The following is a 21,630-nucleotide window of genomic DNA, read 5'->3' on the forward strand; positions in this document are numbered from 1 at the left end:
TTCGAAAATTGTAATAAAAAGTAGAACCTTTTATTGGTTCACTCGTAGGACACGAAATTCTATTCTGCGGTTGGATTTTCTGTTGGAATCTGTTGTATTAGGCAATAAGGGCTGCAAATCGGCATATCCCTTGAAAGATATTCTACTCCTTGATATGCCTTTAGAAGTAAGCATATCATATACAGCACCTGCTCTTTTTTCTGATAATTGTTGATTATAATTTTTTGATCCAATGTCGTCAGTATGACCAGCAATCTCTACTATCATGTCTGGATTTTCAATTAAAAGTTGATAAGCATTATCTAATTCGGAGATTGATTTCTTTTTTATCTCATAGGAATCTATGTCGAAATAAATGTTTTTAAGTATCAGGGATTCTCCTTCCGATATAGGTTTGAGCTTGATGTTTATTGTATCTGGTTCTGAAACTTTATTGGTCTGCGTTGTGAAATGAAAGTCAGAATATAGATATCCTTTCTTCTTAACATAAGCTGCTAATTCCAGTCCTGCAGGTACAATCATCAGATAGCTACCTGTTAATGAGTCGGACTCATTTCTATAGATTACTTTGTTCGTATTCAGATCGATTATTTCCACCTCTGCTTTCAAAGGAATTAGAGTTTCCTTATCTGTTACTCTTCCTATGTTATACGAAACTGGATCGGGTCGAATTTCTTTAGGTAACGTGATACTTACAATTTTGCTATCCAGTATTTCAAAATTCTTTTGTTCTTCCTTAGCGAAATATGCCATTTGACCTTCGGCACCTATTATTATAGCTACTTCGTCTTTAAATGTATTAATAGGAAAGCCCAAGTTTCTCGGAATGGACCACAAAGAGTCAGTTTTAGAAGAGACGAAAAGATCATATCCTCCCATCCCAGGGTAGCTATTTGCTGAGAAATACAAATCTGAACCATTCGGATGGATAAATGGTGTGGTCTCATCTTTTGGAGTATTTACATCTCCACCCAGATTTATGGGAACAGACCATTTTCCGTCTGCACTTTTAGATACCCAAATATCCCTACCTCCAAGCCCTCCTGTCCGGTTAGAGGAAAAGTACAAGGTTTTGCCGTCTGCTGATAATGAGGGTTGTGATTCCCAGTATCTTGAGTTTATAGGCTTTCCAAGGTTTTTAGGCTTAGACCAATTATCACCCACTTTTCTTGTAATGTATAAATCACAGCTACCTAAAGAGTATTTTCCATCACAAGAAGTGAAAATCATCGTTCTTCCATCAGCGGATACTGCACAAGCTCCTTCATTTAGCGATGAGTTTATTCTAGGTGAGATTGATTCTGCAGGAGTCCATTTTCCATCTACAAAATGACTAACTACGATATCTTCATCTCCCTGAACATAATCTCTCTTCGTGAAAAACATGGAAGCATTGTCGACTGTAATTGATGGTAAATATTGAAGTTTGAATCTGTTTACCTCAGAAGGTAATATCTTTAATTCGATACTATCAACAGGCTTTTTTAACTCCTTTTTAGCAAATCTTATACTTCGAATTAAGAGGTCAATATCTCTACTGGATTCACGTTCAGGCACCTTCACTAGGAATTTATTAAGGAAGGATTCAGCTTTCCCATATTCACCTCGATCAAAAGCCATAAAGGCAAGTCTCTCTAATACTGAGGCAATAGGGTCTAGAGCTGTTTTTTCGTAAAGTTGGAACTTTGAATAAACTGAATCTTCTTGACCCATCGCATTATACAAACTCCCCATACGGATGTAAGCCTCAAAAAATTCAGAATCTTGTCTAACCGATTCTTCCAAATACGATATAGCAGTGAGGAAATCTCGTTCCTTATATTTCTTATCTGCCTTTTCATATAGCTTTTTTGCTTTTTTGCTATCAGTGGAAAGTCCCGACTGAGCAAATGAAACTGTAGAAATTGCAAGTAAGAGAAGAAGGGAGAAAACTCTCTTTATGGAATATCCATGTATTTGTGTGTCTGTAGTGATATTTTCCATTCAGGATTCTTTTTCACAAAATCAACGATCAAAGGTGTCATTTCTTTTTCTTTTGACCATTCAGGTTGAAGAAACAATTGTGCATCCTTGTTCATTTTTTGGCTATGTCCTAAAGCCCATTTGAAATCGCTTTTATTATAAGCTACGACTTTCAATTCATGTGATGAGTTATAAAATTCAACTAAGGGTTCTTTGAATTTCTTTGGGGAGAAGCAAATCCAGTCCCAATCACCGGTGATTGGATATGCACCTGAAGTTTCAATGTTGGTTTGAAGACCTGCTTCTTTTAACTTCTTTGTAAGCATCGAAAGATCGTACATTAAAGGCTCGCCACCAGTCACTACAACAACATGAGCACCAGATTTTTTCACTTCTTCAGTAATGTTTTCTATTGAAACCCAATCAAATTGAGATGCATCCCATGATTCTTTGACATCACACCAGACACAGCCAACATCACAACCTCCAAGCCTAACAAAATAAGCGGGAGTTCCCGAGAAAAAGCCTTCCCCTTGTATAGTATAGAAAGACTCCATCACCGGAAGATATTCCGGATCAGTGATTGAGCTCATATGCCTTTAAGGTGTTCAATAGTAGGGAAGCGATTGTCATTGGACCCACGCCCCCAGGTACTGGAGTGATATAGCTTGCAATGGGAGCCACATCTTCATAGACTACATCACCAGACAAGCGAAACCCTGATTTACGTGAAGGGTCCTCAACACGGGTGGTTCCAACATCAATGACTACAGCTCCTTCTTTAACCATATCCTTTGAAATAAGACCTGGTTTTCCAACTGCCACAACGAGAATGTCTGCCTCCTTGGTATGCGATTTTAAATCAATGGTTGCCTTGTGACAAACGGTAACTGTAGCCTGTCCTTCCTGAAGCATCATCAAACTAAGAGGTGCTCCCGCTATTCTACTAGCACCAACTACTACACAGTTTTTTCCTTCTGTAGGGATGTCATATCTTCTAACAAGCTCCATAATTCCGTATGGAGTAGCTGGCAGTAAAAGTTGATTATCTGAAATAATGCTTCCAAAATTTTGATTAGTAAAGCCATCTACATCTTTGAGCGGTGAAATTCTTTCCGTGATGTTTTCCACTGAGATATGATCAGGAAGAGGTATTTGAACAATGAATCCATCGATATCAACGTCCTCATTCATTTGCTCTATGTGTTTAATGAGCTTTTCTTCTGAGATAGTGCTTGCAAAATGCATCAGTGTGAAATCAAAACCAACTGCTTTGCATGCGTTGATTTTTCCATTTACATATGTATGGCTTGCTCCATCATCACCTACAATGATAATAGCCAGATGAGGCGCTCGCCCCCCTCCTGTTTTGATTTTCTCAACTTTCTCTGCAATCTCTCTTTTGATGTCTTTCGAGACTTTGCGTCCGTCAATGATTGTAGGCATTATTCAAGTATTTAATCAAGTTTTAAAACAGCCATGAATGCTTCCTGTGGGATTTCTACATTACCAACTTGGCGCATTCTCTTTTTTCCTTTCTTCTGTTTTTCCAGAAGCTTTCTTTTACGCGAGATATCACCTCCATAGCATTTTGCTAATACATTTTTACGCATAGCTTTTACGGATTCTCTCGCAATTATTTTTGTTCCGATTGCTGCTTGAACTGCAATCTCAAACATCTGTCTTGGGATTAACTCTTTCAGTTTTTCGCAAAGTCGCTTACCCCATTCATATGCTTTATCTCTATGGACAATAGCAGATAAGGCATCCACCTTATCTCCATTCAGCATGATATCCAATTTAACCATGTCTGATTTTCGATAGCCAATTAGCTCATAATCAAGTGACGCATAACCTCGAGAAATAGTCTTCAACTTATCAAAAAAGTCGAAAACGATCTCCGCAAGAGGGATTTCGAATGTCAATTCAACTCGACTTGATGTGAGGTAAACTTGGTTCTTGATCTCCCCTCGTTTATCCATACAAAGGGCGATTATTGGACCTATAAATTCATCTTTGGAAATAATTTGCGCTCTAATAAAAGGCTCTTCAATATGGCTAATAGTATTAGATTCTGGCAGCTCAGAAGGTGCACTTACTTTTAAGATTGATTCATCACTCTCTACCGCATGGAAACGCACTGAAGGGACAGTAGTGATCACTGTCATATTAAACTCTCTCTCCAATCTTTCCTGGACGATTTCCATGTGGAGCATTCCTAAGAATCCACATCTAAATCCGAATCCTAGTGCGGCAGAAGTTTCTGGTTCCCAGATCAATGAAGCATCATTCAATTGGAGCTTTTCCATGGAAGCACGAAGCTCTTCAAATTCACTCGTCTCTACAGGATAAATGCCTGCAAAAACCATCGGTTTTACATCCTCAAATCCTTTTACTTGTCTTTGAGTAGGATTATCTACATGAGTAATAGTATCTCCTACTTTCACCTCTTTAGCTACTTTAATTCCTGATATTAAGTAACCTACATTCCCTGCAGATATAGTCTTTCTTGGTTCATGCTCCAAACGCAATACTCCGATTTCATCCGCCTCATACGTTTTGCCTGTATTGACAAACTTCACCTTGTCTCCTTTACTCAGAGATCCATTAAATACTCTAAAGAATACTTCAATGCCTCGGTATGGATTAAACACAGAGTCAAAGATCATGGCTTGGAGTGGCTCCTCCGTATCCCCTTGTGGAGCAGGCACTCTGTCTACGATTGCTTCTAAAATATCAGTAATTCCAATACCTTCTTTTGCGCTAGCATGAATGATTGATTCTTTTTCACAACCAATTAGATCAATTATCTGATCAGAAACTTCATCAGGCATTGCACCAGGAAGGTCTATTTTATTAAGGACTGGGATAATTTCCAGATCGTGTTCAAGTGCGAGATAAAGATTTGATATTGTTTGTGCTTCTATTCCCTGAGCAGCATCTACTACCAGAAGTGCTCCTTCACATGCCGCTATTGATCGAGACACTTCGTATGAAAAATCTACATGTCCAGGAGTATCAATAAGGTTTAACGTATATTGTTCATCATTTAATTCATAATCCATCTGGATGGCATGACTCTTAATGGTGATTCCCCGCTCTCTCTCCAAATCCATATTATCAAGTAACTGAGCCTGCATATCACGTTCTGTTACTGTTTGAGTGAATTCCAAAAGCCTATCAGCCAAAGTGCTTTTACCATGGTCGATGTGGGCGATAATACAAAAATTTCGAGTGTTCTTCATAAGACTAGTCCACGGATTGTGACTTTCAATCTCCTCAATCCTTTGAAAATTAGGCGCAAAGGTAACAATCCTTTCACCTATTCATTCAAAAAAATATTACTGTTTGTTTTTGGTATCTATCAGAATGGTAACTGGTCCATCATTGACTAGTGAAACTTTCATGTCTGCTCCAAATTGTCCCGTTTCAACTGTCTTTTGAAGGTGAGCTGATAATGTCTTCACAAATGACTCGTATAAAGGAACTGCTACATCTGGCTTTGCTGCCTGGATGTATGAAGGACGATTACCCTTTTTAGTACTGGCGTGCAATGTGAATTGACTTACTACCAAAGCTTCTCCTTCTATATCTAAAAGGCTTTTATTCATAACCTCCTGTTCATCAGGAAAGATTCTCAAACCACTAATCTTACGGCAGAGCCAGTCAATATCTTCTTGACTATCTGTATCTTCAATACCGACAAGGAGCAGTAACCCTTTTCCAATTTGGGATTTTATGTCTCCTCCTATTTCAACAGAAGCTGAACTTACTCTTTGTATGACTACTCTCATGAATATGCAATATCTATCATTTGATTTGGCTTGAATCTTTTGAAGCCCTCAGCATTCTTCTCAGCTACTTTCAACATTGATTTTGCAACTTCAACATCCCGAATAGCTCCTATTCTCTTTTTTGAGTCAATAAGAAAAAAGGAAGCAATTGCGCTAATTGCTTTAGCTACTTCTTCAAATGCACGTGTCTCTTGTCTATCACCTAATAACAATGATGGTTGAAAAATTTTAAGCGCTCTCAATTCCAATGCTTGAAGAGACTCTTCCAATTGTCCTTTTGCCCTGTTGTAAAATAATGGAGAAGAGCTATTAGCTCCGACTGCTGATACAACCAAAAATTGATTAAATCCTGATTGTTCTTTCGCAATTTCCGCAAATGCAATAGGATAATCTACGTCTACTTTCAGAAACGCTTTTTTTGAGCCTGCTTTCTTTTTTGTAGTACCTAATGCGCAGTAAAAATCATTTGCATCTAATTGCCCAGAAGAATTTATTAGACAATCAAAGTCTTCAACAATAATCTCTTGAATTCTTGAATCTGATAGTTCTAAAGATCTACGAGTTACTATCTTAATTGAATCATAGAGATTTTCTTTCAGCATCAATCGAACCAATTGCCTCCCAACCAGTCCTGTTGCACCTATAATTGCAGCCGTCTTTTTTGACATGTATCAGGTTATATTATTCAGCTTCTTCAAACTGTTCTTTTTCCCATTCAATAAATTTTTTGATATCTCTGTTCAGCTTTTTTACAATTAAAAAAACAACTGAGGCGTCATCAGTGAACCCGAGGGCCGGAATGAAGTCTGGTATTAAATCTATTGGAGTAATGAAGTAGGCTAAGGCAAACAAAATAAGAACTATTGAGGATATCGGAAATGCTTTGTATTCCTTCGAAATATGGGATTGAACCATTCGAATCAGCACTTGAAGTTTTGCTTTCAATTCTTGTAGTTCATTAGAGTTTTGTGCCAATTTTTGCAATTTGTCTCCAGCTTTTGCAAGCGTAGACTTCATCTGTTCTTTGTTAGCAGCTGTTTCTTTAGCTTTTTTCCATATTTTTTTGGTTTTATCCATAGTCATTAAAAAACGCCCTGAATCTCTTCTTTGATATATCTTATTGCTTGTTTTGGTGTGTCCATTTCTTCACTTGAGCTATTTTCAAGTATTGCCCTAGCTAAATCAAATCCTTTTGATTTTTCATTTAATGAGTTGGCAGATGAATTGATTATTGAAATAGTTTGCTCAACAGCTGTTATAATATACGTCCAGGCACTATCTGACATATAAACTTGCTGAGATAGGTTATGATTAAATTCATTTCTTATTTCATGGATTAGAATTTGCTGAAATTCTTCTGCTGAATAGTCTGAACTGCTGAGCCTAGAAATGAGATTTGCTGGCGTGATTCGTTCTAACAATAAAACAACTCTCTCATACGCCTGCAACCTTATCGGCACTACAATTTCCTGATTTTTTTGACGCACTCCGAAAGCAATTTCATCTAATTGCTTTTGTAAGAATGATCGAACGAGCAAGTATGCGAGATACAGAACGAGTCCTGCTGGAATCGTAATTTTTAGAAGGTCGTAAACCATTTCCATGTATTGGATTGTTTAGTGTTTGTTAATCGTCAAAAATAACTCGAAAAATTCGAGATTTATTCATTGCAAATTGGTATTAATTATTGACTCGATTATAGAAAAAATAGATAATACTTCAATTTTAATGAATCATAAACATGACGAATCTGCTTTTAACATTCAACTTGTTTTAACCTGAAAGGAGATAGATTTAAACTCGAAAAAGAATAAAGCATGGATTTGCCTGTAGAAATAACGGACAGAGCGCTAGAAGAGGTAAAAAATATTCTGAAAAATAAAGGAATTCCTGAGGACTATGGCTTGCGGATAGCTACAAAAGGTATGGGTTGTGGTGTTGGGTTTAAGCTAGGGTTTGACAAAAAGAAAGAGACTGACGATGAATACTTTATTGATGGCGTACAAATACTGGTACAAAAACAAGAAATGATGTTTCTAGTTGGCAAAAAAATTGAATTTTATGATGAGGCAGATGCGCGAGGTTTTGTGTTCGTTTAGCCTTCTAGCTCCACAGTAGCTCTATGACAAAGACCCTTAATTGGTGGATTGTATTTACTTATTCGAACCTGAACATTGTTTACCTCTGAAAAATTTGCTTTTAAAGCTTTTATCATTTTTCCTGCAAGATGTTCTAATAGATTAGCATCTATACTCATCACGCTTTGTACTATTTCATAAACCTTCTCGTAGTTTACCGTTCCTTCTAACTTATCATCAGAGGCAGCTTCTGAAAAGTCTACATCTAGCGTAACATCAACACTGTATTTGTTACCTATGACACGCTCCTCTTCATAATAGCCATGACGTGCGTAAAATTCCATTCCTTCTAATGAAACTTTTCCCATGAGTTAGTCAGTATCTAGTTCGTCAAAAAAGGAAACTGTTTTAGATACACGAGGACCCTTTTTCTCTTCGCTCTCCTTCTCTTTAGAAACTAGTTCTTCCTTTTTTGAAACCTCTTCCTCTTGCTTTGGCTCTTCAACTACTGGCTCTACTTTCTCAGGTTGTCTCGGGCTTAATTTTTCTTTCTCTTCTACAGCTTTTGACTCTTCCTTCTTCTCCTGAACAGGATGTTTTTGAATTATTCGCTCTCGCAGCTCCTCCGTTTTCGGAGGTTTGCTTACTTCTTTTGTTTTTGATTCTGCTACTTCAACTTTTGGCGTGATTTCATTGGATATAGGTTCGATTTGCCTTGTCTCAATCTGTACTTCAGTTTTTTCCGCCTTTATTCTTTCTTCACTATCCCTGGCGAGCTTTTTCACTCGCTTTACATAATCGTCGAATTTAAACTCCTTACTCTCTCCTGTATTCCGCTCTACTTTCTCTATTAGCGTAACGGAAAGGTTTTTCAGTTCTTGCAGTGCATTTTGTCTGTGGTTTTCAATATCTCGATGATTTTGCTCAATACTTTTTACGGCATCCTGAAGTTCTTCAATAATCTGACGAGCCTCCATTTCAGCCTGTTCAATCATGGCTCTTGCCTTGTTCTTGGATTCACTAAGGAGTCCTTCAGCATTCATCTTAGTCTCCTTCATGTGAAGTTCAGCAGCTTTATTTGCCTGCTCAATCACATTGGCACCCGTGTCTTCAGCTGTCTTGAGAGTCTTGTAAAGTGAACTCTCTACTTCTCTGAGTTTCTCAACCTCTTTCTCTGCTTGTTTTAGCTTGAGTGTTAGCTCTTTGTTTTCTTCCAGCACACGTTCCCACTCATTGGAAAGTGACTGTAGAAAAGCGCTGACCTCATCTTTATCATATCCTCTAAGTTTCTTTTCAAAGTCTTTCTGGCGAATTTCCAGCGGCGTTATCTTCATTCTGCAAATTTAATTTCCCAAACGGAGATCGAACGATCATCGCTACAAGTTACTAACAAGTCGTGATAATTCATCCATAGAAGCTTATTAACGCTATTTCCATGTCCTGCGTGCCTATGCTTATCTAATACTTTTAATAATTTGAAATTGTGCGCATCCCATAGCTTCACCGCTTTATCCATACTTGCAGTTACAAAGTGTCTACCATCGTTACTAAAAATCACGTCATTGATTGTATATAAATGTGCTGCGATAGACTCTCTTAGCAAATATTCAGCTTCAGTATCCCAAACTTTAAGATGTGCATCTCTGCCTGCAGAGATCATATATTTTCCAGATGGATGAAACTTAGAAGTAAATACGGAATTTTTATGACCTTTCAACTCACGGGTTATCTTAAGAGTTTCTGAATCTATAATCCGCGTAATATGATCACTAAACGCTATTGCAATGGTTTCGCCGAAAACATCGAAACTACGTACACGTTGATCTGAAAATTTTAGTCGGTTTTCTATTGCTAAATTTTTATTCAAAAGAACAATTTCCCCATTTGATAAACCTGCCCAAATCAAGTCATCAATCAATTCAAAGTCGAAGATTTGAAATTCTCCAAGCTGAACTGACTTAACTTCTTTTTTTGATTTTAAACTAATCTTATGAATACCTTGACCATTTTGTCCAACGTATAAAAAATCTTCTTTTGAATCGTATAGGAGTGCATAAACTGATCCAGGAATTTTTACAATAACCTCTCCTTCATCTGGTGATTTTAGATCCCATAAGACCACCATGCCATCACCTCCTGCTGAAACAAACCGATGATCATCAAGCTTGCATAGCGTATAAATACTATCGTTATGCCCGAGAAATGTATGTAGCTTTTTTGCGCTTATATTACTCATTTGGAGCACAAAAGTATTACAATTGCTTTATGCCATTGCTATTAAACAAACAGATAGATACGGATTCCGCCTATGCTGTTTGGAACATTCAAGAGACTTTTTTAGAACTACCCTATCTTTCTCCAGAACCTTTCCCTGTTGATTTAAATCCAGTAAGGCAGGCTGAGTGGATCGTTGGTCGGATCTTAGTAAAAACTCTTTGCGAAAAGTTCGATATTAAATATGATGGAATAGGTAAACATGAAAACGGTAAACCATTCCTTAATAATAGCGATGTTCATATATCAATTTCACATTCATTTCCTATAGCTGCTGCCATGATTCATCTTCGAAAATCTTGCGGAATAGATATGGAGCGACCTAGAGATAAGCATAATTATGTGAAGATGAAATACCTGCATACTTCTGAAATGGAGCATCAGAACGACTTGGAAAAGCTCTGTACTATCTGGTGTGCAAAAGAGGTCATCTACAAAATTTTCGGGCGTAAGTTTTTAAGTCTGAAAGATGAGATAAAGGTTTCTTTTGAATCTGATCGTATGATCAAAGGCGAAATACTCAAGAAAGGACATGAAGACACTCATGAAATCCACTATGAATGGGTCAAAGAGTATCTCCTTGCCTATGGTATTTAGCCTATTCGTCCTTTAAAACATTTACAGGGTTTGTTTTTGCAGCTTGAAAAGATTTGAAACTCACTGTAAGTACTCCTATTACAAACGTGATAAGGCCTGAAGCAATGAACACCAAGGGATCAAGTGTTGTCTGAAATTCGAAATTTTCGAGCCATTGCGTTCCGTAGTAGTATCCAAACGGAATGGATAAAACAAATGCAATAAGCATCAATTTTGAATAATCTTTCGAAAGAAGAACAAGAATCTGAGCTATGGAAGCGCCATGCACCTTTCGAACTCCAATTTCCCTAGATCTGCGCTCTATCGTGTAGGCAGAAAGACCAAAGAGACCTAAGCATGAAATAAAGATGGCTATCACAGAAAAGATATTAGCCAACTTGCTTACAGTCAATTCACTCTCATAGCTTGCGTCATAGGCTTCACTTATAAATTCGTAATCAAAGTCAGCTGATGGGTTAAGTGTTCTCGTCACTTGTTCGATCTCAGACAAGGTTTCTCCCACATTTCCCTTGATTTTGATTAGAGACAGATGTGCTGAAGAGGGGTCAATACAACTGATGATCAATGGAGCTATCGGTTCGTGCATGTTTCTCATATGAAAGTTTTTGGCCACTCCTACAATTTTTCCATTGATGCCCCAAAAAGAAAGATCCTTATCTATTGGATCATCAAAACCCATCAGCTCTGCAGCTACTTCGTTAATAATAAAATTAGTAGAGTCGGTAAGCTGATTTGAAAAGGCACGACCTGCCACCATTTCTATCCCCATGGTTTCAATGAAATCTTCATCGGAAAGAATCACGTTAATTTCGTATCCTTCAGATGGGCTTTTACCTGTCCAGCTGGCAGAACTTGTTGATCTGCCATAGTCAATGGGATTCCCTGATGCTGCAGTCACATGCTTAACTTCTGGTATCTTTTTTAATTCATTTTTATAGGTATCTAACCGGTCGGATAAATCTCCACCCATATACACAGCTACCAAGTTTTCTCTATCGACTCCTAAATCCTTATTCAACACAAAATCTATTTGTTTATACACCACAGAGGTGCCGATAATCAAAAGAGTGGAGATAGCAAATTGAAAAACTACAAGTCCTTTTCTGAAATAAGAACTAGCTGAAGACTGCTTGATCAGTCCTTTCAGTGACTCGATGATGTTTAAACCTGGAAGCAATAGTGCTGGGTAGCTTCCTGAAAGCAAAGCAGTAACCAACGTAATTCCGAAGAGAAAATACCAGGTTTGTAGCTGTGTGAAATCAATCGCCAAGGATTTATTTACCAGATCATTGTAAAAAGGAAGTAGTAATAGGACTACAACTATAGAAAGCAAGACGGATATTGTTGTAAAAGTCAATGCTTCTACATAAAACTGTATTCCTATGGAAGTTCGCTGAGCACCCATCACCTTTCTTAGTCCTATTTCTTTGGATCTTCGACCAGATCTAGCCGTGGCGAGGTTCATGAAATTCACACATGCAACGATCAGTATAAATATTGCTACTATGGTCATGATTCTCACATAATCAATTCGGCCTCCATCTATCACTCCATTTTCGAAATTGGAATAGAGGTAATAGTCCTGGAATTTGTGAACAATTAATGTTTCATCACCAGCATTGTTATTTCCTTTTGAATGATCCTTTATCTCATTAAAAATTCGCTTTTTAAAATTTTCTAATTTTAAAGGATCGTTTAATGTGAAATACACACTAAATGAGCCATTCCCCCAATCATTTACCCAGTCATTTTCACTAATGAAAGCTTGCGCAGAGGCTAGCCATTCAAAGTCTAAGGAAGAGTCAGTTCCCATATCTTCAAACACACCTTTCACCGTAAGAGTATAATCATCTTCAAGCTTTATTGTTGATCCACTCACCTCGTTTTTCCAGTTTTCTCCGAACTTCTTAATAGCCAAAGATTTTGAAATAACAATCGAAGATTGATCTACGAAAGCCGTTTGCTTGTCGCCAACCAAAAAATTCAAGCTGAAAATATTAAGAAATTCCTGACTAGCCATTCTTCCCGCTTCTGTGGTCATGCCCTCTCCCTCACCTATATCATATCTCACTGCTCTACTAAGCAAGGCTACTTGATCTATTTCCGGATATTCATCCTTCATTAAGTCAGCGGCAGGTTTAGGTATGGTGTTAGTCGTTTGTACCATACCATTGGATTGTCTCATATTTCTGAACAATTGATAAATTTTATCGCCATTTGTATGGAATTTATCAATGGTTACTTCGTCATTGACCCATAGCAGAATAAGTATACTGGATGCTATTCCCACAACAAGTCCTAGTAAGTTTAGCAGTGTAAAACCTTTATATCGTAGTGCATTTCTGCGTGCAATTTTTAAGTAATTATTTAGCATGGCATAATTGATTAGTCGTTGAGTTATTTCGATATTTTTTATCATTCCTGGCCTGAAGAGCAATAGCACATCAAGCATAAATAGTAGTTGAGCTTTTATTTTTTTCTTTTCAAGTCTTCTTTCATAAAGCTCTGCCAGATCTCCCTCTACATCCTCCAACATACGAGGTTTGCAGAATAATCTTAAGAATTTCAGAGGAAGAGCAGGTAGTGATATTTTCTTGTGATCACTCATCCAAATTTGAAGTCAAACGCTACTGATGGAATTGCTTCCCAAAGTTGGTCGCGCGCATCTTTCACCTGATCAAGTGCACTTTTTCCTTCTGGAGTAACTAAATAATATCTCTTTCTTTTTCCTCCTCTTACTGCAGTGGTTTCACCAAATTGAGACTTTAGAAATCCCTTCTTCTCTAGTCTGTTCAGGGCAGTTCTCATGGCTCCAACACTTACTTTTCGTTTAAGGCGATTTTCAATTTCATCTTTGATGGAGATACCGTAAGCATTTTCATATAGTACAGCTACAGTGAGCATTACTACTTCCTCAAACTCTCCTATTGAATGTTTTCCCATAGAATTTTTATTTAAATCCTAAAAGTAATTAAAATATTTAAGTCCTAAACGTAGCTTTTATTGAAAGGTTATTCCAACAAAGATTATGAGCCGCTAAAAGCAGGGTTCTACTTATCTAGATCAGGGATAAATTGATATTCTGGTTTTCTAACCATTTCTCTGATATTATGGATGGCTGTAAGCGGGCTATCAAATAGGAATATATTAGCAATCCAAGCAGGAATTCCTGAAGCATCACCTACGGCACTATAGGTCATTCTTGTTTTGCCGTCTTCTTCTTTGAGTAGCCAATAACCTTCAGATTGTGATACTCTGATAGTCTTTTTTTTCTCCGGGATGAGGTCGGCTGCATTAGTTACTTCTATAAATATGCCATCATCTCTGCTTTCCGTAATAAATCCGTTAATGATATCTCTTCGATAGAATGGCCAAGGGAGCTTGAAAACAATTCGTCTCATTTGAATAGAATCATTTTGACTTAAAACCTCCCCCTCTTCGCAATCAGGATACCATTTATCATAATTTTCAATATCGATTATTACATTATAGACCGTGAAAAGACTAGCATCTATCAATCCAGAAGCCTTAAAAGCTTTTAACTCGTAACCTTCAATTGATTTACTAAAAACCTCAACACCGTATTTTGTTTTTTCAAGTTTCCAACCTTCTTCTGATATAAGACGGGGATGTTGGGCTGAAACGCAAAAAGAAAAAATTAAATATGCTACAATTTGCCGCAGAAAATATCCTCTCATAAGCTGAAATACTGATCGTCCATCTTCTGAAGGATCAGCTTAATTTCATCTGCCTTGTGATAATCACCAAGTTTTTCAAAGGATACAATAAGGTTTCTCAGGGCTCTAAGAATGATATCAAGGTTTGAGCATGGATCATAGAAAATATCTTGTTTTTCTAGCTGTAAGCTTTCTAGGTAATTGTCAATATCATCTCGAGTGAAAATGAGTCCTCTGTTGAATACGTTGATATAAAAAGAATCTTCACCTATTTGATAAGTGAGGATAAAAAGGTTTGGGAGATTTACGCCATAAATCGGCAATTCCATTTTTTGAGCAAGCAAGAGGTAAATAGCACACAATGAAATCGGATTCCCTTTTTTTGTCTCAAGTACCGAGTTTATCATCGAGTTTGCTGGAGAATGGAAGTTCTTGGTATTCGCTCTGAATTTGAATTTATTGAAGAAAATTTCGTTGAAGATTTTCACTCGATCATTGGGAGTCATTTCGTCTTCCATATGTCTCCAGAGTTCATGATAAAATTGCTCAATTTCTTCCTTTATATCAGCAATTTCTAAGTCAGGATACAAATACGTAGCTACTATCCAAAGACCTTCTAGCAAGTCTTTTGATCCGTTTTCCTTCCACTCCAAGAAACGCTCCTTGAGCAATTCAAACTGAAGTTCATGGACTAAATCTTCAATTTTATTTTGAATGATCGGGTTAAATGTGCTTTCCCATTCTTGTTCTAAAAGTGGGATAATACTCGTCCCAATTGACATAATCTTGTTTTCTACATGGGACACTACCTCTCCGTCCTCATCATCTAGTAGAACAACTAAAGCTTTTATTTCAGATTCTTTAAGCAAGGAATAAATTTATCAAGTTTGAATAACACCTACATTCATCCGTTCTTCAATAGGAGCATGGTTGGCCATTTCAATCCCTTTGGAAATCACATTGCGTGTTTCTTTGGGATCGATAATTCCATCCACCCAAAGTCGAGAAGCTGCGTAATATGGGCTAAGCTTTTCATTGTAGGAATCTTCGATTTTCTTAAGTTGAGCTTGTTTTTCCTCTTCGGTAAGTTCTTTTCCTTTCGCTTTAGCTGAGGCAATTTCAATTTGGAGTAATGTTTTTGCAGCAGAGCCTCCACTCATGACTGCAATTTCTGCAGTTGGCCATGCATAAATCAATCTTGGATCGTATGCTTTACCGCACATGGCATAATTCCCCGCTCCATAAGAACTGCCCATCACAATGCTGAATTTTGGAACTACTGAATTCGAAACAGCATTAACCATTTTGGCACCATCCTTAATAATGCCCCCATGTTCCGATCTAGAGCCAACCATAAAACCATTCACATCATGTAAAAAAACCAAGGGAATCTTACGCTGATTACAGTTCATGATAAACCTTGCTGCCTTATCTGCTGAATCTGAATAGATGACTCCTCCTAGCTGCATTTCTCCTTTTTTGGTTTTCACAACCTTGCGCTGATTCGCAACTATCCCGACACTCCACCCATCTACACGTCCGTATCCACATACAATTGATTTACCATAAAGCTCTTTGTATTGATCAAAGTCTGAATCATCTACCAAGCATTTGATCACTTCAACCATGTCATATTGAACTCCTCGATTGGCAGGGAACTCTCCATAAATATCCTCCAACTTCTTTGCTGGGAATTTACTTTCTGCTCTGTTAAATCCAGCTGTTTTGGGTGCTCCAGCCTTATCAAATATTTTCTTTATTGCATCAAGTGCTGCTTTATCATCCTCATATTTATTATCTGTCACACCAGATATTTCACAATGAGTTGTTGCCCCTCCAAGTGTTTCATTATCAATATCTTCACCAACAGCTGATTTCACTAAATAGCTTCCTGCTAAGAAAACAGAGCCTGTGCCATCCACAATCAGAGCCTCATCTGCCATAATAGGCAAGTAAGCTCCTCCAGCAACACAGCTTCCCATGATCGCAGCTATTTGAATGATGCCTTTTGAAGACATAATCGCATTATTCCTGAATTGTCTTCCAAAATGTTCTTTGTCAGGAAAAATTTCATCCTGCATAGGAAGAAACACACCTGCGCTATCCACTAAGTAGATAATTGGTATATCATTTTCTATCGAAATCTCTTGAGCGCGAAGATTTTTCTTAGCAGTCATTGGAAACCATGCTCCAGCCTTGACCGTTGCGTCATTAGCGACAATCATACATTGTCTTCCTGAAACTTTTCCTAAGCCCGTTACCACTCCTGCAGATGGGCACCCCCCCACTTCTTTATACATTCCATCAGCTGCAAATGCTCCAATTTCAAGAAAATCGTTGGGATCATCTATTAAATAATCAATCCTTTCTCTGGCAGTGAGTTTTCCTTTCTTGTGATGAGATTCGATCTTTTTTTCTCCTCCACCAAGTTGTACCTTCTTGAAACGCTCACCTAGCTGATACACTAATTGTTTATTAGCGTCTTCATTTTTGTTGAATTGGATATTCATGTATTCTACTTTCCGTCTTGAGAGACCCCTTTCAATTTCTTATTCTTGCGACCGAGTGGTCCCATGAAATCTTTAGGATAATTATTAAAATGAATGATTAACTCGTCCATGTCAACCAACAATTTGTTCAGGTTATTATATACCGAATCATTATTCAACATTTTCCCTATTGTACCTTCGTCAGATTGAATGTCAAGAAGTAGATTGTTCACATGATCGAGAGACTTGTTAACCTTAGACAAAGTCTCTCCTAGAGGCACAGCATTGAGCGAATCAATAAGCAATTTTGATCCAATTAAAACACTATCCAATTGATCAGATCTGTCTTTTATACTGATTAAAAGGTTATTAGTATTTCGAATAGTTCCTTCAATATTTAGTTTTTCCGCTTTATTTGTAAGAGTTCCTATTGAATACTTAAGTGTATCTACAGTTCCTTTGATATCTGTTTCGTTTAACTGATCAAGAAGTGTATTTAATTTCGTAATCGTAGTATTAAGGTTATCAGCTACCGGCTCAAATTGAGCCAGCATGCCCCCATCCATCTCAGATGCGAGTGTATCACCTGGTTGAATTGGAGTAACCGATTGCCCCACATCCAGTACTATTGCTTTCCCTCCAAATAGGCCATCATTAGAAAGTCGAGCTGATGCATCTTCACTAATCATAAGACCTTCATCTATATCTAAAGCAACTACGATATATCCTTTGGATTGCTTCAATTCAAATCCACTTACCCTGCCAACAGGCAAGCCATTGAAGTAGATAGGGTTGGAGACATTTAATCCAGATACATTGTTATACTTCGCATAGTATCTGTTTGAGGGTGAAAACAAATCTGAACCTCTCAAAAAGTTGAAGCCATAATACAATAGAGCTCCTGAAATAATGGTGATTAAACCAATTTTAAATTCCTTAGACACTGTTCTTAATTTTAATTCCTGGCATCAAATGCTTCTTTATATTCTTTTATAGCACGATAGATACCTGATGCAATATATGATTGGATATCTGGGTTATTCAGTTCCTTTTCTTCCACAGGATTGGAAAGGTAGCCAATTTCCACTAACACGCTAGGCATTGCTGTGCTCCACATTACATATAAACTCGATTGCTTTACTCCATAACTTCTTCTACCTGCTCTAGTTGTCAATTGGTCATCAATCAAACTTGCTAACATCAGGCTATTATCCTGATATGCTGATTGAGTTAAATTGAAAAGTATATATGATTCCTCTGACTGAGGATCAAAATCATAATTCTTCTCATAGTCTTCTTCTAGAAGGATTACTGAATTTTCACGTTGAGCAACGTCTAAAGCTCTATCTGTATTTTGGGCTCCCATGACATATACTTCGGAACCTTTTATTCTCTGCTTTCTGGTAAGTGGTGTGCTCTTTGGTAAGGAGTTTGCATGGATTGAAACAAATAAATCTGCATCATGATTATTTGCAATTTCAGATCGCTTTTTAAGATCAATGAACGTATCGTCTTTTCTTGTAAAAACAACCTCTACATCAGGCACGTTCTTCTTAACATATTCTCCAACCTTCAAGGCTACTTGAAGTGCAACATCTTTTTCTTTGGTGTAAGATCCAACTGTACCAGGGTCCTTACCACCATGTCCAGGATCAATCACAATTTTAGTAACAGCAAAACTCTTCTTTCCTACCGGTTGAAATGAAGCTAGAACCAAAAATAATGTCAGTCCGATGGGTAGTACTATATTTCTCACGTCCTTTATTGTCTAAAATGAAATACTTTTACGCAAAAGTCAGAAAAACGAGCAAAAGCAAATGTTTTTCTAAACAAATGAATACAAAAAATCTGCCAATTGTGTCAATAATTAAGCTTCTCAAAGATAGTTTGGTCGTTGTTCATTTTCAAAAAAGTGAGTTGGATTGAGGCGTCTTATAATACTTTTATGTTTTATTGGCTCTTTCTGTGCATCGGCGCAGGAAATAGATTCGTTGATCCGATCCGATACAACAACTATCGGTCTAGATAGTACAATTGTTTCAGACTCAACTTTAGTTGAACCTTCTGGTAGCGGAAGGAAAAGTGATATCGAGACTACAATCAACTATAACGCTCGAGATTCTTTATTCTTTGATATTAAGAAAAGGGAGCTATTTCTCTATGGTGAAACTCATATAGATTATGGAAGTATTGCATTAGATGCTGAGCGTACGAATGTCGATTGGGATGATCGAACTCTTAAAGCAAAATATTTAACAGATTCAACAGGCAAAAAAGTTGGCAAACCGGTATTTAGTGAAGGGTCAGATGTCTATGTCACTGATGACATTGTTTATAATTTCAAAACTGAAAGAGCACTTATTAAGGGAGTCATTACTGAGAAACAAGGAGGGTTCATGCATGGAGAAGATGTTAAGAAAAATGCAGAAGACGAACTTTTTATCCGTGGAGCAGAGTATACCACCTGCAATCTTGAGCACCCTCATTTTGCAATTCATTCTACTAAGCTGAAGGTGATTCCAAATAACAAGGTTGTATCCGGGCCTTTCAACATGCGATTTAGAGATGTTCCTACTCCTCTTTTCTTTCCTTTTGGGATGTTTCCGCAACCTCAAGAAAAATCATCAGGTATTATTGTTCCGTCTTACGGAGAAGAACAAAGGAGGGGTTTCTTCCTTAGGAATGGAGGATATTATTTTGCTATTAGTGATTATGTTGATTTGAGGCTAACTGGTGATCTCTATTCAAAAGGAGGAAATGCGGTAAATGCTGTTTCTAACTACTATAAACGTTATTCTTTTCGGGGAACATTTAACTTCTCTTATGTTAAGTCCGTGTCTGATGATGTAGAAAGTGCGTTAGAAACTAATGACTACAGTATAAGATGGAATCATACTCCAGAATCCAGAGGAAACTCTTCATTTTCGGCTTCTGTGAATGCCGCAACAAGAAGTTACACAGAGAATAACAACTTAGTCGTTCAAGATTTCAGTAGAAGTATCAACTCGCAGTTAGCTTCTAGTATAAGTTATAGAAAGACTTTTTCAGGAACTCCATTCAACATGTCTTCAAACCTAAGACATAGTCAAAATTTACAGACAGGTATTGTAAATCTCACTTTGCCTGACTTGACAGTTAATATGAATCGTATCTATCCCCTAAAAAATGTAGTCAAATCCAGTAAATCGCCACTTTCAAAATTAAATTTTAGTCATGCTCTAGCAGCGAAAAATGAGATCTCCAATTCTTCAGTAAGGAACCCTTTCGGATTTGAAGTAATCAACAGAAGCGCTAGACTGGACTCCATTCTTACGTTTAATCAAGAGAATTTTGATGAAATAAATGATAGATCTCAATTAGGAGCTCAACATACAATTCCGATTTCAACCTCTATGAGTGTTCTCAAGTATTTCACGCTAAATCCAACTTTCAATTATCGAGACTTGTGGTATACAAAAGAACTTCAGTATACATATCTAGAGGAAGAAAATGCGGTGAGAATAGATACTGTAAACGGATTCAGTAGAGCTGGAAGTTGGTCCTCTGGTGCTTCGCTAAATACACGAATCTATGGAACTGCTTTCTTTAAGAAGGGCAAAATACAAGCTATCCGACATGTGATGACCCCAAGTTTGTCATTTAGCTATAGTCCAGATTTTTCAGACACCAAGTACGGTGTATACAGTGATGTTCAAATAGATTCTCTTGGAAATACTGAAAGAGTTAGTAAATATGAAGGATTTGCTTATGGATCTCCTCCTGGCGGAGAAAGTAAGACAGTTGGCTTTTCCCTTTCCAATAACATAGAAATGAAGGTTGCGAGTAAAAAAGATACCGTCACTGGCTTCAAAAAAATAAAACTTTTTGACAACCTCGGGTTAAGTACTGGATATAATATTGCTGCAGACTCATTCAAGCTCAGTAATATCGGCATCAATGCCAGAACTAGTTTTCTTGGTGGCACCATCTCATTAAACTTTACGGGTACATTAGACCCTTACGAGTACTTACTAATTTCGGAGAGCACAAATTCAAGCGGTGAGCGTACAGTGAGCCAGAGAAGATTAGATAGGTATACCTGGAATAATGGAAATGGACTTGGCAGACTATCTAGTATGAATACGGCCATTGGTATCAATTTAGCTCCGAAAGGCTCAAGCAGAAGATCGAATAATTCGGCTAATTCAGCTGGGAGCGCATTGGAACCTGATCAAGGAATTCTTGCTCCTGAGGAAGGAGTTGGGGCAGACGGATATACGGATTTCGAAAGACAGCAAGTAAATCACATACAAAATAATCCTGAACTATATGTAGATTTCGCAGTTCCATGGACATTGCGAATGCAATATTCTATCAACAGAACAAAAACAGGATTTCAAGACCCTACTATTCGCCAAAGCTTTCAATTTAGTGGTACACTCGGTTTAACTGATAATACCCAAATCACCTTCAATTCAGGTTATGACTTTGAGGCAAAAGACTTTACAACCACGCGTGTCGGAATATCGAGAGATCTCCATTGCTGGACTATGAATCTTGACTGGGTTCCTTTTGGGAGATTCCAGTCCTATTTTTTATCGATCAGAGTTAAGTCCGCAGTACTGCAAGATTTGAAACTTGAGAAACGAAGAAGCTTCTTTGATTTCTTTAACTAGACCTCTATTATAAAATTGTAAAATAGCCCTATTAACTATCCAACCCCCTAAATCCCTTACGATTTAGGGGGTTCTTTTTTACAATTAATCAGACTTTTTCAGGA

At 37.5% G+C, this 21,630-nt stretch carries 21 protein-coding genes; 3 read left to right on the top strand and 18 right to left on the bottom strand.

The window, feature by feature from the left end:
• Positions 1-30: 30 nt before the first annotated feature.
• From ABJQ32_11030 to ABJQ32_11065, 8 genes are all read right to left on the bottom strand, one after another.
• Positions 31-1,983: an OmpA family protein gene (locus ABJQ32_11030; protein MEP5290172.1), complete on the bottom strand. Its 1,953-nt coding sequence runs from the start codon at positions 1,981-1,983 to the stop codon at positions 31-33.
• The gene (locus ABJQ32_11035; protein MEP5290173.1) at positions 1,938-2,555 is read right to left on the bottom strand and encodes a 7-carboxy-7-deazaguanine synthase QueE; all 618 of its coding nucleotides are present in this window, start codon (positions 2,553-2,555) and stop codon (positions 1,938-1,940) included. Before ABJQ32_11035 ends, ABJQ32_11030 begins: the two co-directional genes overlap by 46 nt.
• The gene (locus ABJQ32_11040; GenBank protein MEP5290174.1) at positions 2,539-3,408 is read right to left on the bottom strand and encodes a bifunctional 5,10-methylenetetrahydrofolate dehydrogenase/5,10-methenyltetrahydrofolate cyclohydrolase; all 870 of its coding nucleotides are present in this window, start codon (positions 3,406-3,408) and stop codon (positions 2,539-2,541) included. Before ABJQ32_11040 ends, ABJQ32_11035 begins: the two co-directional genes overlap by 17 nt.
• A gap of 11 nt (positions 3,409-3,419) precedes the next feature.
• Positions 3,420-5,207, bottom strand: coding sequence for a translation elongation factor 4 (gene lepA / locus ABJQ32_11045; GenBank protein MEP5290175.1), 1,788 nt, complete (start codon positions 5,205-5,207; stop codon positions 3,420-3,422).
• A 96-nt stretch (positions 5,208-5,303) separates the two neighbouring features.
• Positions 5,304-5,756, bottom strand: a complete 453-nt coding sequence (gene dtd / locus ABJQ32_11050; GenBank protein MEP5290176.1) for a D-aminoacyl-tRNA deacylase — start codon at positions 5,754-5,756, stop codon at positions 5,304-5,306.
• Positions 5,753-6,424 carry an NAD-dependent epimerase/dehydratase family protein gene (locus ABJQ32_11055; protein ID MEP5290177.1) on the bottom strand — a complete coding sequence of 224 codons (672 nt, stop codon included), beginning with the start codon at positions 6,422-6,424 and terminating at the stop codon, positions 5,753-5,755. The genes dtd and ABJQ32_11055 overlap by 4 nt, the downstream gene beginning before the upstream one ends.
• A gap of 13 nt (positions 6,425-6,437) precedes the next feature.
• Entirely contained in the window at positions 6,438-6,833 is a 396-nt protein-coding gene (locus ABJQ32_11060) for a YkvA family protein (protein ID MEP5290178.1), read from the bottom strand.
• A gap of 5 nt (positions 6,834-6,838) precedes the next feature.
• Positions 6,839-7,360, bottom strand: coding sequence for a hypothetical protein (locus tag ABJQ32_11065; GenBank protein ID MEP5290179.1), 522 nt, complete (start codon positions 7,358-7,360; stop codon positions 6,839-6,841).
• A 213-nt stretch (positions 7,361-7,573) separates the two neighbouring features.
• Here ABJQ32_11065 and ABJQ32_11070 point away from each other — a divergent pair, with 213 nt between their 5' ends.
• Entirely contained in the window at positions 7,574-7,855 is a 282-nt protein-coding gene (locus ABJQ32_11070) for an iron-sulfur cluster biosynthesis family protein (GenBank protein ID MEP5290180.1), read from the top strand.
• Here the strand turns inward: ABJQ32_11070 and folB are convergent.
• Genes folB through ABJQ32_11085 form a run of 3 tightly spaced genes read right to left on the bottom strand, consistent with a single transcriptional unit; the run spans position 7,852 to position 10,070 of the window.
• Positions 7,852-8,202: a dihydroneopterin aldolase gene (folB, locus tag ABJQ32_11075; protein MEP5290181.1), complete on the bottom strand. Its 351-nt coding sequence runs from the start codon at positions 8,200-8,202 to the stop codon at positions 7,852-7,854. The genes ABJQ32_11070 and folB overlap by 4 nt on opposite strands.
• Before the next feature lie 3 nt (positions 8,203-8,205).
• Entirely contained in the window at positions 8,206-9,168 is a 963-nt protein-coding gene (locus ABJQ32_11080; protein MEP5290182.1) for a DivIVA domain-containing protein, read from the bottom strand.
• Positions 9,165-10,070 carry a hypothetical protein gene (locus ABJQ32_11085; GenBank protein ID MEP5290183.1) on the bottom strand — a complete coding sequence of 302 codons (906 nt, stop codon included), beginning with the start codon at positions 10,068-10,070 and terminating at the stop codon, positions 9,165-9,167. Before ABJQ32_11085 ends, ABJQ32_11080 begins: the two co-directional genes overlap by 4 nt.
• A gap of 29 nt (positions 10,071-10,099) precedes the next feature.
• Here ABJQ32_11085 and ABJQ32_11090 point away from each other — a divergent pair, with 29 nt between their 5' ends.
• Positions 10,100-10,705: a 4'-phosphopantetheinyl transferase superfamily protein gene (locus ABJQ32_11090; protein MEP5290184.1), complete on the top strand. Its 606-nt coding sequence runs from the start codon at positions 10,100-10,102 to the stop codon at positions 10,703-10,705.
• A 1-nt stretch (position 10,706) separates the two neighbouring features.
• Here the strand turns inward: ABJQ32_11090 and ABJQ32_11095 are convergent, their stop codons facing one another.
• The 7 genes from ABJQ32_11095 to ABJQ32_11125 form a co-directional block, all read right to left on the bottom strand.
• Positions 10,707-13,313 (bottom strand): ABC transporter permease, encoded by a 2,607-nt coding sequence (locus ABJQ32_11095; GenBank protein ID MEP5290185.1) that lies wholly within the window; start codon positions 13,311-13,313, stop codon positions 10,707-10,709.
• On the bottom strand, positions 13,310-13,648 hold the full coding sequence (locus ABJQ32_11100; protein ID MEP5290186.1) for a helix-turn-helix transcriptional regulator: 339 nt from the start codon (positions 13,646-13,648) through the stop codon (positions 13,310-13,312). Before ABJQ32_11100 ends, ABJQ32_11095 begins: the two co-directional genes overlap by 4 nt.
• Positions 13,649-13,755: 107 nt before the next feature.
• Positions 13,756-14,403, bottom strand: coding sequence for an SRPBCC family protein (locus ABJQ32_11105; GenBank protein ID MEP5290187.1), 648 nt, complete (start codon positions 14,401-14,403; stop codon positions 13,756-13,758).
• Positions 14,400-15,251, bottom strand: a complete 852-nt coding sequence (locus ABJQ32_11110; protein MEP5290188.1) for a transglutaminase-like domain-containing protein — start codon at positions 15,249-15,251, stop codon at positions 14,400-14,402. The genes ABJQ32_11105 and ABJQ32_11110 overlap by 4 nt, the downstream gene beginning before the upstream one ends.
• A 12-nt stretch (positions 15,252-15,263) precedes the next feature.
• Positions 15,264-16,892, bottom strand: a complete 1,629-nt coding sequence (locus ABJQ32_11115) for an acyl-CoA carboxylase subunit beta (GenBank protein ID MEP5290189.1) — start codon at positions 16,890-16,892, stop codon at positions 15,264-15,266.
• A gap of 5 nt (positions 16,893-16,897) precedes the next feature.
• Positions 16,898-17,815 (bottom strand): MlaD family protein, encoded by a 918-nt coding sequence (locus tag ABJQ32_11120; protein ID MEP5290190.1) that lies wholly within the window; start codon positions 17,813-17,815, stop codon positions 16,898-16,900.
• Positions 17,816-17,826: 11 nt separating this feature from the next.
• On the bottom strand, positions 17,827-18,627 hold the full coding sequence (locus tag ABJQ32_11125; GenBank protein ID MEP5290191.1) for an N-acetylmuramoyl-L-alanine amidase: 801 nt from the start codon (positions 18,625-18,627) through the stop codon (positions 17,827-17,829).
• A 166-nt stretch (positions 18,628-18,793) separates the two neighbouring features.
• On the opposite strand from ABJQ32_11125, the gene ABJQ32_11130 reads away from it, so the two are divergent.
• Complete coding sequence (locus ABJQ32_11130; protein MEP5290192.1) at positions 18,794-21,526, top strand: putative LPS assembly protein LptD; 2,733 nt, start codon at positions 18,794-18,796, stop codon at positions 21,524-21,526.
• Positions 21,527-21,630: the final 104 nt, after the last annotated feature.

Origin of the sequence: Marinobacter alexandrii, from assembly GCA_039984955.1 — a bacterium.
Lineage (GTDB): Bacteria > Bacteroidota > Bacteroidia > Cytophagales > Cyclobacteriaceae > Ekhidna.

Bases quoted from the DNA above. Each gene is read 5' to 3' on its own strand.
- ABJQ32_11030 (MEP5290172.1), bottom strand. From the start codon at position 1,983: ATGGAAAATATCACTACAGACACACAAATACATGGATATTCCATAAAG.
- ABJQ32_11035 (MEP5290173.1), bottom strand. From the start codon at position 2,555: ATGAGCTCAATCACTGATCCGGAATATCTTCCGGTGATGGAGTCTTTC.
- ABJQ32_11040 (MEP5290174.1), bottom strand. From the start codon at position 3,408: ATGCCTACAATCATTGACGGACGCAAAGTCTCGAAAGACATCAAAAGA.
- lepA (MEP5290175.1), bottom strand. From the start codon at position 5,207: ATGAAGAACACTCGAAATTTTTGTATTATCGCCCACATCGACCATGGT.
- dtd (MEP5290176.1), bottom strand. From the start codon at position 5,756: ATGAGAGTAGTCATACAAAGAGTAAGTTCAGCTTCTGTTGAAATAGGA.
- ABJQ32_11055 (MEP5290177.1), bottom strand. From the start codon at position 6,424: ATGTCAAAAAAGACGGCTGCAATTATAGGTGCAACAGGACTGGTTGGG.
- ABJQ32_11060 (MEP5290178.1), bottom strand. From the start codon at position 6,833: ATGGATAAAACCAAAAAAATATGGAAAAAAGCTAAAGAAACAGCTGCT.
- ABJQ32_11065 (MEP5290179.1), bottom strand. From the start codon at position 7,360: ATGGAAATGGTTTACGACCTTCTAAAAATTACGATTCCAGCAGGACTC.
- ABJQ32_11070 (MEP5290180.1), top strand. From the start codon at position 7,574: ATGGATTTGCCTGTAGAAATAACGGACAGAGCGCTAGAAGAGGTAAAA.
- folB (MEP5290181.1), bottom strand. From the start codon at position 8,202: ATGGGAAAAGTTTCATTAGAAGGAATGGAATTTTACGCACGTCATGGC.
- ABJQ32_11080 (MEP5290182.1), bottom strand. From the start codon at position 9,168: ATGAAGATAACGCCGCTGGAAATTCGCCAGAAAGACTTTGAAAAGAAA.
- ABJQ32_11085 (MEP5290183.1), bottom strand. From the start codon at position 10,070: ATGAGTAATATAAGCGCAAAAAAGCTACATACATTTCTCGGGCATAAC.
- ABJQ32_11090 (MEP5290184.1), top strand. From the start codon at position 10,100: ATGCCATTGCTATTAAACAAACAGATAGATACGGATTCCGCCTATGCT.
- ABJQ32_11095 (MEP5290185.1), bottom strand. From the start codon at position 13,313: ATGAGTGATCACAAGAAAATATCACTACCTGCTCTTCCTCTGAAATTC.
- ABJQ32_11100 (MEP5290186.1), bottom strand. From the start codon at position 13,648: ATGGGAAAACATTCAATAGGAGAGTTTGAGGAAGTAGTAATGCTCACT.
- ABJQ32_11105 (MEP5290187.1), bottom strand. From the start codon at position 14,403: ATGAGAGGATATTTTCTGCGGCAAATTGTAGCATATTTAATTTTTTCT.
- ABJQ32_11115 (MEP5290189.1), bottom strand. From the start codon at position 16,892: ATGAATATCCAATTCAACAAAAATGAAGACGCTAATAAACAATTAGTG.